16 protein-coding genes are annotated in these 13,115 nt (G+C 68.0%); 12 read left to right on the top strand and 4 right to left on the bottom strand.

The window, feature by feature from the left end; all coding sequences use genetic code 11:
* Nucleotides 1-111: 111 nt before the first annotated feature.
* Together CRM89_RS12300 and CRM89_RS12295 are read right to left on the bottom strand one after the other, a co-directional pair.
* A complete protein-coding gene (locus tag CRM89_RS12300; RefSeq protein WP_086840753.1) occupies nucleotides 112-1,152 on the bottom strand; it encodes an Rv2578c family radical SAM protein in 1,041 nt (346 codons plus the stop codon).
* Nucleotides 1,153-1,183: 31 nt separating this feature from the next.
* On the bottom strand, nucleotides 1,184-2,188 hold the full coding sequence (locus tag CRM89_RS12295) for an NAD-dependent epimerase/dehydratase family protein (protein WP_098084057.1): 1,005 nt from the start codon (nucleotides 2,186-2,188) through the stop codon (nucleotides 1,184-1,186).
* 266 nt (nucleotides 2,189-2,454) lie between these two features.
* Between CRM89_RS12295 and CRM89_RS12290 the strand changes: the two genes are divergently transcribed.
* The 12 genes from CRM89_RS12290 to CRM89_RS12235 all read left to right on the top strand — a co-directional run bounded on the left by CRM89_RS12290 (nucleotide 2,455) and on the right by CRM89_RS12235 (nucleotide 11,463).
* Complete coding sequence (locus CRM89_RS12290) at nucleotides 2,455-2,787, top strand: ESX-1 secretion-associated protein (protein WP_082668551.1); 333 nt, start codon at nucleotides 2,455-2,457, stop codon at nucleotides 2,785-2,787.
* A 7-nt stretch (nucleotides 2,788-2,794) separates the two neighbouring features.
* Complete coding sequence (locus CRM89_RS12285) at nucleotides 2,795-4,492, top strand: hypothetical protein (RefSeq protein ID WP_098084056.1); 1,698 nt, start codon at nucleotides 2,795-2,797, stop codon at nucleotides 4,490-4,492.
* 183 nt (nucleotides 4,493-4,675) lie between these two features.
* A complete protein-coding gene (locus CRM89_RS12280) occupies nucleotides 4,676-5,230 on the top strand; it encodes a DUF3558 domain-containing protein (protein WP_229434704.1) in 555 nt (184 codons plus the stop codon).
* 29 nt (nucleotides 5,231-5,259) lie between these two features.
* Nucleotides 5,260-5,799, top strand: a complete 540-nt coding sequence (locus CRM89_RS12275) for a DUF3558 domain-containing protein (protein ID WP_229434703.1) — start codon at nucleotides 5,260-5,262, stop codon at nucleotides 5,797-5,799.
* A gap of 37 nt (nucleotides 5,800-5,836) precedes the next feature.
* Nucleotides 5,837-6,361, top strand: a complete 525-nt coding sequence (locus tag CRM89_RS12270; protein WP_229434702.1) for a hypothetical protein — start codon at nucleotides 5,837-5,839, stop codon at nucleotides 6,359-6,361.
* 134 nt (nucleotides 6,362-6,495) lie between these two features.
* A complete protein-coding gene (locus CRM89_RS12265; protein WP_229434701.1) occupies nucleotides 6,496-7,008 on the top strand; it encodes a DUF3558 domain-containing protein in 513 nt (170 codons plus the stop codon).
* 256 nt (nucleotides 7,009-7,264) lie between these two features.
* On the top strand, nucleotides 7,265-7,807 hold the full coding sequence (locus CRM89_RS12260) for a DUF3558 domain-containing protein (RefSeq protein ID WP_229434700.1): 543 nt from the start codon (nucleotides 7,265-7,267) through the stop codon (nucleotides 7,805-7,807).
* Between the two features lie 145 nt (nucleotides 7,808-7,952).
* Nucleotides 7,953-8,147: a hypothetical protein gene (locus tag CRM89_RS12255; protein WP_098084054.1), complete on the top strand. Its 195-nt coding sequence runs from the start codon at nucleotides 7,953-7,955 to the stop codon at nucleotides 8,145-8,147.
* A 78-nt stretch (nucleotides 8,148-8,225) separates the two neighbouring features.
* Nucleotides 8,226-8,873, top strand: coding sequence for a DUF3558 domain-containing protein (locus CRM89_RS12250; RefSeq protein ID WP_098086965.1), 648 nt, complete (start codon nucleotides 8,226-8,228; stop codon nucleotides 8,871-8,873).
* A 45-nt stretch (nucleotides 8,874-8,918) separates the two neighbouring features.
* Nucleotides 8,919-9,392 carry a hypothetical protein gene (locus CRM89_RS12245; protein WP_229434699.1) on the top strand — a complete coding sequence of 158 codons (474 nt, stop codon included), beginning with the start codon at nucleotides 8,919-8,921 and terminating at the stop codon, nucleotides 9,390-9,392.
* Nucleotides 9,389-10,588, top strand: a complete 1,200-nt coding sequence (locus CRM89_RS12240) for a hypothetical protein (RefSeq protein WP_098084052.1) — start codon at nucleotides 9,389-9,391, stop codon at nucleotides 10,586-10,588. The genes CRM89_RS12245 and CRM89_RS12240 overlap by 4 nt, the downstream gene beginning before the upstream one ends.
* A 104-nt stretch (nucleotides 10,589-10,692) precedes the next feature.
* Complete coding sequence (locus tag CRM89_RS12235; protein ID WP_228821950.1) at nucleotides 10,693-11,463, top strand: ESX secretion-associated protein EspG; 771 nt, start codon at nucleotides 10,693-10,695, stop codon at nucleotides 11,461-11,463.
* Between the two features lie 83 nt (nucleotides 11,464-11,546).
* Here CRM89_RS12235 and CRM89_RS12230 read toward each other — a convergent pair whose 3' ends face one another.
* Nucleotides 11,547-12,059 (bottom strand): hypothetical protein, encoded by a 513-nt coding sequence (locus CRM89_RS12230; RefSeq protein ID WP_098084050.1) that lies wholly within the window; start codon nucleotides 12,057-12,059, stop codon nucleotides 11,547-11,549.
* A gap of 111 nt (nucleotides 12,060-12,170) precedes the next feature.
* Complete coding sequence (locus CRM89_RS12225) at nucleotides 12,171-13,097, bottom strand: neutral zinc metallopeptidase (RefSeq protein ID WP_098084049.1); 927 nt, start codon at nucleotides 13,095-13,097, stop codon at nucleotides 12,171-12,173.
* Nucleotides 13,098-13,115 lie beyond the last annotated feature (18 nt).

Here is a 13,115-nt window from a genome sequence, read left to right as displayed (position 1 = left end):
CGTTGCTTCACTTCCTCGTCGCGTGAGAAGGTGCCAGTCGCCAACCTACCCCCACGGGGCCGCCCTGGGCGGCGAAGTGGATTCTCCACACCGCCGGCGTGTGCGAGCTGGTCAGGCGAACAGTGCGAGCTGGGTGTCGGCGGGCCGTGTGAGCCGGCTGCCCGCGGGCGGCGATGCCTCGTCCGCGGGTCGCGGCGCCGCGGCGGACTGCCTGGTCAGGCCGTGCCGTTCCAGCAGTGGGACGGTGCGCTCGCGCAGCCAGCTCGCGTACTCCGGCGTCACGTAGGCCCCGCGCCCGTAGAGCTGCCGGTAGCGGCGCAGCAGCGCCGGATGCGCCTCGGCCAGCCAGCCGAGGAACCAGCCGCGCGTGCTGCCGCGTAGATGCATGGGAATGGTGACCGCCGACGCCGCGCCCGACGCCGCGATCGCGCCGAACAGCTCGTCGAGATGGGCGCGGCCGTCGGTGAGATACGGAATGATCGGCGCGACCATGACATTCACCGCGAACCCGGCATCGGCCAGCGCGCGCACCAGATCCAGTCGCGCACGCGGCGCGGGGGTGCCCGGCTCGAGCTGCCGGTGCAGGTCGGGATCGAGGATCGCGATCGAGACCGCCAGCCGGACGTCGACCTCGCGCGCCGCCAGACTCAGCAGCGGCAGATCCCGGCGCAACAGGGTGCCCTTGGTGAGGATGGAGAACGGCGTGCCCGCGTCGGTGAGTGCCCGGATGATGCCCGGCATCAACCGGTATCGGCCTTCCGCCCGCTGATACGGATCGGTGTTGGTGCCCAGCGCGACCGGCTCGCGGTGCCAGGAACGCCTGCCCAGCTCGCGTCGCAACACCGCGGCGACGTTGGTCTTCACCACGATCTGGGCATCGAAGTCGCGCCCGGCGTCCAGATCGAGATACTCGTGGGTGGGCCGGGCGAAGCAGTAGCGGCACGCGTGTGAGCAGCCGCGCATCGGATTCACCGTCCACCGGAACGGCACCGCCGAGTCCTCGGGCACCCGGTTCAGGGCGCTCTTGCAGAGCACCTCGTGAAAGGTGATGCCCTCGAACTCGGGGGTGCGGACGGTGCGCACGAACCCCGCCCGGCTCAGGCCGGGCAGCGCGCCGTCGTCGGCGTCCAGGGTTTGGTTCTGCCACCGCACGCACCCAGTCGAACATGCGTTCTAAGGTGTGTCAAGCGATGCGCTGCGCGCCGCCGCGTTCGAAACCGGCGGGATCGGCGAAGAAGGCGACCAGGTCGCGCACGGTGTCCTCGATCGGGCGGGGGCGATAGCCCAGCTCGCGGGTGGCCTTGCCGTGATCGACGGTGGGTGCCGAGATCAGGGCGCCGAGCGCGGCCTTGGACACGATGTCGGTGCCGAGCATCTTGCCGATCGGCTCGAGCACCGGAATGAGCCCACCGACGACCTTGGGGGAGATGGTGAACTTCGGGCCCTTCTTGCCACCGTAGGCGGCGGCCAGCCGGCACAGGTCGGTCATCGAGATCATCGACCCGCCGAGCAGGTAGTTCTCGCCGGTGCGGCCCTGTTCGCCCGCCAGGATCAGGCCCTCGGCCACGTCGCGGACGTCGACGAGGTCGAAACCGCCCCCGATCATGGCGGGCACCCGGCCCTGGGCGGCGTCGCGCAGGGTGCGGTTGATCCGGGAGAGTGGCGTGCTGTGGTCCAGCGGCCCGAAGACCCCGGTCGGATTGCACAGCACCGCGTCCAGCCCCGCGTCGATGACCTTGCGCAACGCCACCTCGCCCGCCCACTTCGACCGGTCGTAGACCGGCAGGCCGGGATCGGTCGAGCGCACCGCGGTCTCATCGATGTGGCCGCCGCAGGTGTACTGATCGAAGGCGTGGATCGAGCTGGCGTGCACCATGCGGCGGGCGCCCACCGCGAGCGCCGCTTCGGCCACCACCCGCACACCCTCGGTGTTGACCCGCCAGGCCAGATCGTTCTTGTCCGCCAGGGTGATGACGGCCACCAGGTGGTACACCACCTCCGCGCCGTCCAGTGCGGCGCGCATCGACGCCGGATCGAGCACGTTGCCCTCGACCCAGGTCACGCCGGGGGTGTCCGATTTCGCGGGCGTCACCCGGTCGATGGCGACGACGTCGTGCCCCCGCTCGCGGAGCAGGGGGAGCAGGTTCGAACCGAGGTAGCCGGCTGCGCCGGTCACTGCGACCTTCATGCAGGAGAGAATATAGAACTTGTTCTAATTTGCAACACGTTCCAGTTTGTCGCCCGAGGTGCCGTCGACCCGGTCCGCGCGCTGTGCCGCACTCGAAACCTGTCCCGACTGTCGGCTATATTGAGCCGAACCGTAGCGGTGCAGGGCCGCGGACGGCCGAGCTGTCCGCTGGCACAGCCGCTTCGGGGAGGAACGTCCAGGCGTTCGAGGGAGCCGGGTGCGGCGGACGATCGGGCGGCCGGTGCGGAACAGGCAGTTGACGACGAATGGGGGGCAACTCGATGGAAAATCTCTCGGTGGACACCGGCGCGGTCCGGACGTTCGCCACGGAGCACGCGGGGATCGCCGGGCAGATCTCGGCGGCGGCGAACATGGACCTCGTCGGTCAGGTCTCGGCGCTCACGCCCGTCTTCGGCCTGATCGGCGCGGATTACCTGTTGAGTTTCGCGGCCGCGCAGGTGTTGCAGGCCAAGGACATCAACGATCTCGCGGCGAAATACAACGACCTGTCCTGGAAGGCGTTCTCGGCCGCCGCGCTGTTCGAGAACACCGACGGCGAGAACGCCGGCCAGCTGAACGTCCAGGCGAACGAGATCTGAGGCCGCCATGAAGCCACTCGATGTCACCGACACCGGCGTCATCGGCGCCGCCCAGCCCACCGCCGCGCCCGAGCCCGGCCTCGACCACGCGGTCGTCGGTGCGAACCAGGCGGCCGCCCCCGTCGCGTCCGCCCCCGCGAACGCCGAGATCCCCAGCGACCAGGCCGTGATCGACGTGCCGCTACCGCAGCTGCCCGCCGACCTGCCGCCCATCGAGCCGCCCGAGTTCGTCCTGGCGCGCAAGATCTCCGACGACACCCCGGCCACGGGCACAGTTCCGGCCGGGCTGTCCGGCCTCGGCGGCGGTCAGCCGTCCGACCCGCAGGACATCCTCGGCGGCCTCGGCACCGAAGCCGCGGGCATCCTGGACGGGGCGAACGTCGCTCTGGGGCAGGCCGCGCAGCAGGCCCAGGAGTCCGTGCAGCACGCGCTCGGCCAAGCCGGTGCCGCCGCACAGAGCGCCGCCGCGGCGGCCACCCAGGCCGCCCAAGCTGCCGCCACCCAGCTGCCGACGCTGCCCAGCCTGCCCGCCGACCCCGTCGGCGCGCTGATGCAGGGCCTCCAGGTGCCCGCTCTGCCCGGCGTCGACGTGCTGTTCAAACCCATCCTCGACCTGTTGAGCAGCTTCGGCACCGGCGTGCTCGGCGCACTCGACCCCACCGCGATCCTGAGCCAGTCCTCGCAGATCATCGAGACCGCCATGCAGGTCGCCAAGGGCAGCATGGCCACCGTCGAGCAGGTATGGGAAGGGCAGGCCGCCCGGCAGGCGCAGGTCGCCGGCCAAGAGGCGAGCGCCCAGGGGCAGGAGACCAGCCAGCGCGGCTTCGACATCTCCGAGCTCACCCAGCGCGCCGCCGCCGTCGTGCAGCAGGGCAACGCCCAATTGCTCGGCATCGCAAGCTCGTTCGCCACCCAGGCCACCGCCCTGGCGCCGGTCATCCTCACCCCGCCCGGCCAGGCCACGCTGATCGCCAGCGCCACCGAACATCTCGGCAGCGCGCTCACCGTCGTCAACGCCACCCGTGGCGACCTGGCGGGTAAGACCGCCGAACTCAACGGTGTCGTCGCCCAGCTGCTCGGCCAGAGCGGGCTGCCCGCGCCCCAGGAGGTCGCCCAGGCGGCGGTGCAGAACATCGGCGAACCCCTCCTGTCCCAGGCGCAGGACGCCGCCACCCAGGCGGCGAGCGCGAGCCCCACCGCGGGCACGCCGGGCAGCTCGCTGACCCCCACCCAGCCGTCCGCACTGAACACGCAGAGTGCGAGCACCCCCAGCAGCGGCCTGCTCGGCGCCCTCGGCCGCCCCGGCGGTTCGGGCGGCTCCGGCGGTTCCGGCGGCGGCGGTGGGCGCTCGGGATCCCCCGGTATCACCGGTCTCCCGAGCACCCAGAGCCCCGGCTCCGGTTCCCCGGGCGCCGGCATCCCCGGCGTCCGCCCCGTCACCGCCACCCCCACCGGATTCCCCACCGGCACCGGCACTTCCACCACCCCCGCGGGCACCGGCAACTCCTTCATGGGCAGCCCCGCCGCGGCCGGCGCCGGCCGCCAAGGCGACGACGACGAGCACTCCCGCACCGTGCAGCCCTACCAGAGCCTCACCGGCAACGACGACCTCACCGGCCCGCTCGGCGAGTCCACCCCGGAAGTCATCGGCGCGACCCACACCGACGAACTCCTGGGTACCGACTACGAGCAAGACCAGTTCTGACCATCGAATGACACGCCCCACGATCATCGGCGTGGGGCATGCGGGCCGCTGTGAGCGAGCGGTCCACGGCAGCATGTGATGTCGGTAGGATCACCGGCAGTTGGCAGGGGGAGGAGAAGCCGGTCCGCCCCGCGATGCCCGAGAATCCCGGCGAGTGAGGGGTGCTGGATGGGGAGCAGGTCGGTGGTCGGGGGAGTTCTGGCGCTGGGGGTCGTGGTGGTGTTGGGTGGCTGCGATTCCTCGGTGGATGGAGATGCCGGGCCGGCCGGCTCTGCTACGGTCGCGCCGAGCTCGGAGATGGCCCCGAAGGCCCCGGCCGGGTTCGATCCCTGCGCCGATATTCCGCAGGAGTTGCTGGACTCGGAAGGGCTGAGATTGCCCAGTCCACAGAACTCGACCGGTCCCGGTGGCATTGAATGGAAGGGTTGCATGTGGGTTCAGACGGACGGTGTCACGGCAACGATTCAGGTCACCAACATCACCGTGGAGATGGTGAAGGCCAGGAACCTGCCGGACAGCACTGAGCTGAACATAGGGGGGCGATCGGCGATTTCCAGCAGGCGGTCACCAGACCATCCGGATGCGGTATGTACGCTGAATGTTCAAATGGTCGGAGGGTCTATGGAATTCAATCTCAGTAACCCGCCCTCGCGCAAGAAGACCGGCCATCTCGACACGTGCGAGCTCACCCGCGCCCTGGCTGAGAAAGTTGTTCCAACAATTCCGGCGGGCGCATAGAGAAGGGGTGCTGGATGGGGAGCAGGTCGGTGGTCGGGGGAGTTCTGGCGCTGGGGGTCGTGGTGATGTTGGGGGGCTGCGATTCCTCGGGCGACGGGGGCGAGGCCACTTCGGCCAGTAGGACCGCGACTGTCGCGGCGGATGTGCCGGTGGGGTTCGACCCGTGTGCTGATATCCCGCAGCAGGTTCTCGACTCGGAGAACTTGAAAATGAAGACGACGGACACCATGGATGCACCCGGGGGCATCAAATGGCGTGGCTGCGGGTGGGTCAAGAAGGATGGCTATGCAATCGGAGTTCAGACCACCAACATCACGATAGACATGGTGCGGGAGAAGGCTTTTGTGGACGCCCATGAGTTCGAACTCGAAGGCAGACAGGCAATATCGACTCGGAGGTCGGAGGAGCGTCCCGACGAAGTTTGCACCGTGAACGTGGAAATGATGGGCGGAAGCTTGGAAGTCAGCCTGGTCAATCCGCCATCGGGGGATGCGACAGGTCACTTGGATACCTGTGACCTCGCACGTGACTTCACCGAAAAAGTTGTCCCCTTGCTGCCAGCACTGTGACTGAAGCCCGCGAATATGGATGGGAGGGTGACCAGCCGTGAGTGAGGACCATGTTGCACAGCCGATGGCAAATCTGGTGAGCGCGGTTCGGGAGGGTAGCGCCACGGTACAGATGAGCCCGGAGGACTTCGTCTACATCGGTCGTGACTGCGAGTACTTCAAGCCGAAGATCCGGCAGATCCAATTGCTAGCCCAAAGGATCGCGGACCAATCGTCATGGGGGCTCGGTGAGGGCAACGAACGTCTGGTATCAGCAGGGACCATCGTTGCTCGTTTCCGAGGTAAGGCGATGGGCGCAGTAGACGGCAACGCCGTCCACAAAGTGATGGAGCAGCACTACCGGATCGTCGAAGACATTCAAGAGGGCCATCGCATCGCCCGTGAGCGAATGATGGAGGCTGACAGCTCGTTCGCTGCGGAGTTCAATCAGTTGAACGAGACGCTGCCGGAACAGCCGCCCGAGGCGCGCAGCCCCGAGCAGGCATTGGCGGCGCTTTCCTCCATGCCCGGCCTCGGACCGATTTTCGCGACGGTACCGACTCCGACGGCGCCGTCGCTGTGATGTCGGTAGGATCACCGGCAGTTGGCAGGGGGAGGAGAAGTCGGTCCGTCCCGCGATGCCCGAGAATCCCGGCGAGTGAGGGGTGCTGGATGGGGAGCAGGTCGGTGGTCGGGGGAGTTCTGGCGGTTGGGGCCGTGGTGGTGTTGGGGGGCTGCCATTCCTCGGTGGATGGGGATGCCGGGCCGGCCGGGAGCACCACGGCGGTCGTTGCGGCGGATGTTCCGGCGGGTTTCGACCCGTGCGAGGACATCCCGCAGAGCGTGCTTGATTCCGAGGGACTGACGATGAAGATACCCGCAGACTCGACTGTCTCGGGTGGAATCAAGTGGCGAGGGTGCCAATGGGTGAAGGCCGATGGTTACGGCGCCACTGTTCAGACAACGAATATCAGCGTCGATATGGTCCGTGCAAAGAACTTCGTGGATGCGCGAGAACTGACGATCGGTGGCCGGCAAGCCATAGAGTCCAGGCAGGTCGCCGACCATCCGGAGTCGGTCTGCACTCTGAACATCGAGATGCAGGGCGGCAGTTTGGAACTGAACTTGACCAATCCCCCATCGGGGACGAAGACCGGCCACCTGGACACCTGCGAGCTCACCCGATCGCTAGCGGAAGAGATCATGCCGTCAGTGCCGCCGGGGGGATGATGCAGCTAGAAGTTCCATCCGACGAGTGGGGGAGACTGTGAGCGAAATCGCAGCACCGCGTCCAATGGCGAATCTGTTGAGCGCAGCCGGTGACGGGCATTCGTCTGTGACGATGCGCCCTGAGGAATTTGTCTATATCGACCGGGACTGTAAGCACTTCAAAAACACGATAGTTGGCAGGGGGAGGAGAAGTCGGTCCGTCCCGCGATGCCCGAGAATCCGGGTGAGTGAGGGGTGCTGGATGGGGAGCAGGTCCGTGGTCGGGGGAGTTTTGGCGCTGGGGGTCGTGGTGGTGTTGGGGGGCTGCGATTCCTCGGTCGATGGAGATGCCGGGCCGGCCGGGAGCACCACGGCGACCGTCGCGGCGGATGTTCCGGCGGGTTTCGACCCGTGCGAGGACATCCCGCAGAGCGTTTTGGATTCAGAGAAATTGGAAATGGAGAGTCCGGACAACACCGACGCCTCTGGTGGGCTCAAATGGCGAGGATGCATGTGGGTTCAGCGCGATGGCTATGTTGCGGGGATCCAAACAACCAATGTAACGATTGACATGGTTCGGGAAAAGGGATTTGCTGGGACGCGGGAGCTGACGATCGGCGGTCGTCCGGCTATATCAACCCGGCAAGTGGAAGACCATCCCGAGTCCGCCTGCACGCTCAATGTGGAGATGCAGGGAGGGAGTCTCGAATTCAATCTGAGTAATCCGTCATCGAGCCGGAAGACGGGACATCTGGATACATGTGAGTTGACCAAGGCGCTGGCGGACAAGGTCGTATCGTACTTGCCCGCCGACCGCTGACTGCTGAGGCGCAATGTTGATGGGCGGGGAGAGCGAACAATGAGCGAGGATCAGGCTACTCGGCCGATGGAGAACCTCCTGGCGGCGGCGCGCGAGGGTACGGCAACGGTATCAATGCGTGCTGAGGACTTCGTATACCTCGACCATGGGCAGCCCCGCCGCGGCCGGCGCCGGCCGCCAAGGCGAGGACGACGAGCACTCCCGCACCGTGCAGCCCTACCAGAGCCTGACCGGCAACGACGACCTCACCGGCCCGCTCGGCGAGTCCACCCCGGAAGTCATCGGCGCGACCCACACCGACGAACTCCTGGGTACCGACTACGAGCAAGACCAGTTCTGACCATCGAATGACACGCCCCACGATCATCGGCGTGGGGCATGCGGGCCGCCGTGAGCGAGCGGTCCACGGCAGCATGTGATGTCGGTAGGATCACCGGCAGTTGGCAGGGGGAGGAGAAGCCGGTCCGCCCCGCGATGCCCGAGAATCCCGGCGAGTGAGGGGTGCTGGATGGGGAGCAGGTCGGTGGTCGGGGGAGTTCTGGCGCTGGGGGTCGTGGTGGTGTTGGGTGGCTGCGATTCCTCGGTGGATGGAGATGCCGGGTCCACGGAGAGCACCATGGCGACTGTCGCGGCAGATGTTCCCACGGGGTTCGATCCCTGTGAGGACATTCCGCAGAGCGTGCTGGATTCGGAAAACTTGACTATGAAACTCAATGCCGACTCCGATGTTTCGGGCGGAATCAAATGGCGCGGTTGTCGTTGGGTCCAGCCGGACGGATATGCGGCGAGTATCCGAATCACCAACATCACCGTGGACATGGTTCGGTCCAAGAACTTCCCTGACGCACGCGAGACGTCGATCGACGGGCGCGCTGCCATCACCAGCCGCCAGGTCGACGAGCATCCGGAGGCGGTATGCACGCTTAACGTGGAGATGCGGGGTGGTAGTCTCGAATTGAATTTGAGCAACCCTCCATCCCGGAAGAACACTGGGAGCCGGGACACCTGCGCATTGACGACCGGACTGGCGCAGAAGGTTGTTCCGGCGATTCCCGACGGTGCGTAGGGCTGTCGGACGACTGTGGCGGTTGGGGAGGGAAAGGAAACAAACGTGAGCGAGGATCAGACGCCACGACCGATGGCGAACCTGTTGACCGCTGCGCGCGAAGGAAGCGTATCGGTGACGATGAAGCCGGAGGACTTCATCTACATTGATCGCGACTGCGAGTACTTCAAACAGGCAATCCAAGCCATCCAATCGATCATGGACGAGGTTTCGCACGATCGCCCGTGGGGCTTGGGGGAAGCGAACCCTGACCTGATCTCGGCGGCCACAGTGGTGGACCGCTTTCGAGGGAAGGCCAAGGGCGCCGGCGACAACAACTCGGTATGGAAGGTTATGGAGGAGCATTACCGGATCGTGGAGGACATCCAGGAAGTGCATCGCATCGCTCGAGAGCGAATGATGCAAGCAGACAGCTCGTTTGCCGCCGAGTTCAATCGGCTGAACGAGACACTACCCCAGCGTGCTCCGGAGGGATCCACTTACGGCCCATTCCTGCTGCCGGATGGAACCACCAAGTGACCGGTTACGAGAGCGCCCGGATACCGAACGGCGGAGAGAATCCCGAAAGTTGGGAGCACCCGAAGATCAAGGAGGCCTTCGAGCCCCTCGGTGCCACCGAAGCCTACAGCCAGGCACAGCAGTACTGGCAGGTTCGCCAACTCTGGGACCAGGGTGTCCGAACGTTCGCCCGTTCGATCCAGAACTCCATCTCCCAAGCCTGGACCGGTGCGGCGGCGGAGGAGTCGAAGCGCAGCATCCAGGAATACACCGCGAAGGCCGAGGAGCTGACGCCCACCCTCGAGGAGATGTACACCCGGGTGCGGGACGCCGCCGATGCGATCATCGCGACGAAGAAGGCGTTGCCGGATCCGGTGGTGATCACGTGGACGTCCTGGTTGTGGCCGCCGAATCGCTGGGAACTGCAGCGGGAGCAGTCCCAGGAGGAACAGGCAGCTCGCGCCGCAATGCAGGCGCATTACGTGCAGCCGTTCAGCGAGATCGACGCCAAAATTCCCGTCCTGCCGACACCGGTGAGCCCCACCTCTTCCCCCGACATCACCGTTCCGCCCGGCGGGTTCGGCGGCGGTTCCGGTTCGGGTGATGGTTCGGGTTCGGGCAACCCGTCGTCGAACGGTCCGGGCGGGGGCGATCAGCCGGGAAGTCCGTCCGGTCAAGAGGAGCAACCGCAGCCGGGGGAGGAGACGGAACCGGCGGATCAGCAGGATGATTTGTCGACGAATCAGTCGTCGCAGGGCGATGATTCGACCGAACCGTCGAGCCAGGATCCCGCGTCGACCGATCCTGCCTCGACGAATCCGGCGGGTACGAACCCGAGTGATCCGGGGCGGACGGTGCCGAGTGGCTCGAATCCGTCGAGTCCGGGATCGGGGTCGCCGGGCAGCCCCGGGTCCGGCTCGCCGGGCAGTCCGGGTTCTGCGGCCACGCCGCAGCCGGGGCGCAGTATTCCGGGTGTGCCGGGCTCGGCGGTCGTGCCGGGGCAGTCCGCCCCGGCGGCGGCCGCGGCGGCGGGCGGGGCGATGCGCGGGATGGGTGGCATGGGGATGGCCGGTGCGCCGGGGGCTCGGGGCGGCGGCCAGGACGACGACACGCACCAGATTCCGGATTATCTCGTGACGCAGGAGAACACCGACGAACTGCTCGGGGAGTTGCCGCCGACGGTTCCCGGCGGTGTGATCGGCGGTGACGCCGGGTGACGGTGCGGTGGCAGTGGCGGTGACGTCGGAGATCGGGCATCGGCGCGGTGCCGGTGCGGCTGTGCACGACGGCGCGGGACGGCGCCGCCGAGAGGGGATGGGGTATGTCCGAGTGGACTTGGGACACCGATGATTTCGCGGCGCTGTGGCTGGGGGACGCCCATGACCGCATCCCGGGTCCGCTGCGGCATCTGAGCCGGTTCGCGTTCCACGACGAGGCCGCCGCGCACCGGGTCGCGGTGCGCAACCGATACAGCGCCGACGAGCTCGACGAGATCGCGGCCGCCCTGCGCACCCTGGCCGCCTCCGACATCCGGATCGAGATCCTGGGTGGGAGTTGCCGGCACCGCAACAGCACGGGACGCGACGATCTGCGCGAGTACCGGGTGCTCGGTGCCCGGGCGGGTCACCGCGCGGTGGTTCTCACGCAGCACGGCACCGAGACCGAGCACGGCCCGATCCGTCTGCGCGCCTTCGATGCCGACCAGCTCCCGGCCCGCCTCACCCAGGCCGTGCCCGCGTGCCGTCCGGGAAACGAGCGGCCGGAGACGTTCCACCCGACCGATCTCCAGCCTAGGCGGGACGGCTACCTCCAGGACAACGCGCGCAACACTCCTCGCGAACGCTACCGCCGCCTGCTCGGCAGGCAAGCCGACGGTGGTGGCACCGCTGCCCTGCTGACCGGCCCGCTGCACTCGGCGGCGCGACCGCTCGACGTGCTGCAGTGGTACGACATCACCGACGACGGCCGCTACACCGAGCACCGCGGCGCCCACATCACCGTCCGCCCGACCACCCCGGCCGAGCTGACCCGGCACTTCACCGACTGGATCATCACCACGCTGAACCGCCTGCACGCCGACGCCGACTACTGACCGTCGCGTCGCGGCCCGAGGACGGGTGCGCACGCCGGACAGCCGATCGGTCGATGCCGCTCCCACGCGGGAGCGACTGTCCCTCAGCTGGTGCCGCGGAAGGCGTCGAGGAGTCCTCGATACAGAGCGGTGAACCGGGTGCGGGCGTCGCGCTGTTCGGCGGAGAGACCGTCGGTGGCGTCGGGAGCGTAGAGGATCAGGTGCACGTCCTCGGCGGGGTTCTCGGGCATCAGGTCGATGATCTGGCTGCCCTGGTCGGTGCCGGCGGGGACGCCGAAATCGGTGTCGGCGAGGGCGCGGATCTCGGTGAGCGCCTTGTCCAGTGCTTCGCGGGGCACCGTGCCGACGACCTCGCGGGGTTCGGTGCCGGGGTCGCGGTCGGGGGCGGTGGCGTCGGGGCGGTGCACGGCGCGGCCGTCAGCGTAGACCTGCAGGTGCGGGCGCAGGTCGGTGCGCTGGCTCCAGCCCGCGGGCATCGTGGTCAGTGTGACGAGGGCGAAACCGGTTGCGGCCGGTTCGCTTTCGGCCGTGGCGACCGCGCCCGCGCTCGTCAGTGCCAGCGCCGCGACCAGCAGCGCCGACGCGATCCTTCGCATGTCATATCCCCTTCTCGATGAGGCCCGCCCCAGGTCGGGGCGGGTGCGCGCTCGGCGCGGCATAGATCATGACAGGACCGGGGCCGCCGCGCCCGCCGCGCGGCGGGCGTGTCAGCGCAGCGCGGGCGGGTTGTTCAGGTCGCTCGCGGAGTAGGTGTCGCAGGCGTCGACCCGGCCGGTGCGGTAGCCGGTGAGGAACCACTTCTGGCGCTGGTCGGAGGAGCCGTGCGTCCAGGCCTCGGGGTTCACCCGGCCCTGGGCGGCGCGCTGGATGCGGTCGTCGCCGACGGCGGAGGCGGCGGAGAGGGCGTCGCGGATGTCGGTGTCGGTGAGCGGCCGCAAGAAGGGCTCGCTGCTGCCGGGGGCGGGTGTCTTGTCGGCGTAGTGGGCCCACAGGCCCGCGTAGCAGTCGGCCTGGAGCTCGGTGCGGACGGCGCCGGAGTCGGCCCCGCGCGGATCCTGCTGGGCGCGGCCGAGGTCGCCGAGCTGGTTCTGGATGTGGTGGCCGACCTCGTGGGCGACGACGTACTCCTGGGCCAGCGGGCCGCCGCTGGAGCCGAAGCGGTCGACGAGCTCTTGGAAGAAGCTGACGTCGAAGTAGGCGGTCTGGTCGGCGGGGCAGTAGAACGGACCCACCTCGCTGGTGGCGTTGCCGCAGCCGGTGGCGACGGCGCCGGAGAACAGGCGCAGCTTCGGCTCGGAGTAGCGCACGCCGGTCTGTTCGGGCAGCTCGCCCGCCCACACGGCGTCGAGGCTCTGCGCGGTCAGCACGACGCGGCAGTCGACGTAGCGGTTGGCGTCGGCGCCGGTGCGGCAGTGTTCGGGGGTGCCCGCGGTGCCGGGCTGGACCTGCCCGTTGTCCTGCGCGCCGGTGAACTGGCCCAGGACCGAGCCGGGGTCGCCGCCGAGCAGCAGCGTGATCACCAGCAGGATGAGGCCGCCCGCACCGCCGCCGAGCGCGAGCTTGCCGCCCATGCCGGGACCGCCGCCGGAGGACGCCCGGGCCGGGTCGATCTGCAGGCCTTCGTTGAAGGTCATCGCTGTCGCTTTCTGTTC

It is taken from the genome of Nocardia sp. FDAARGOS_372, from assembly GCF_002554515.1.
Taxonomy (GTDB): Bacteria; Actinomycetota; Actinomycetes; order Mycobacteriales; family Mycobacteriaceae; genus Nocardia; species Nocardia farcinica.
This window is presented reverse-complemented; position numbering and strand designations above follow the sequence as displayed.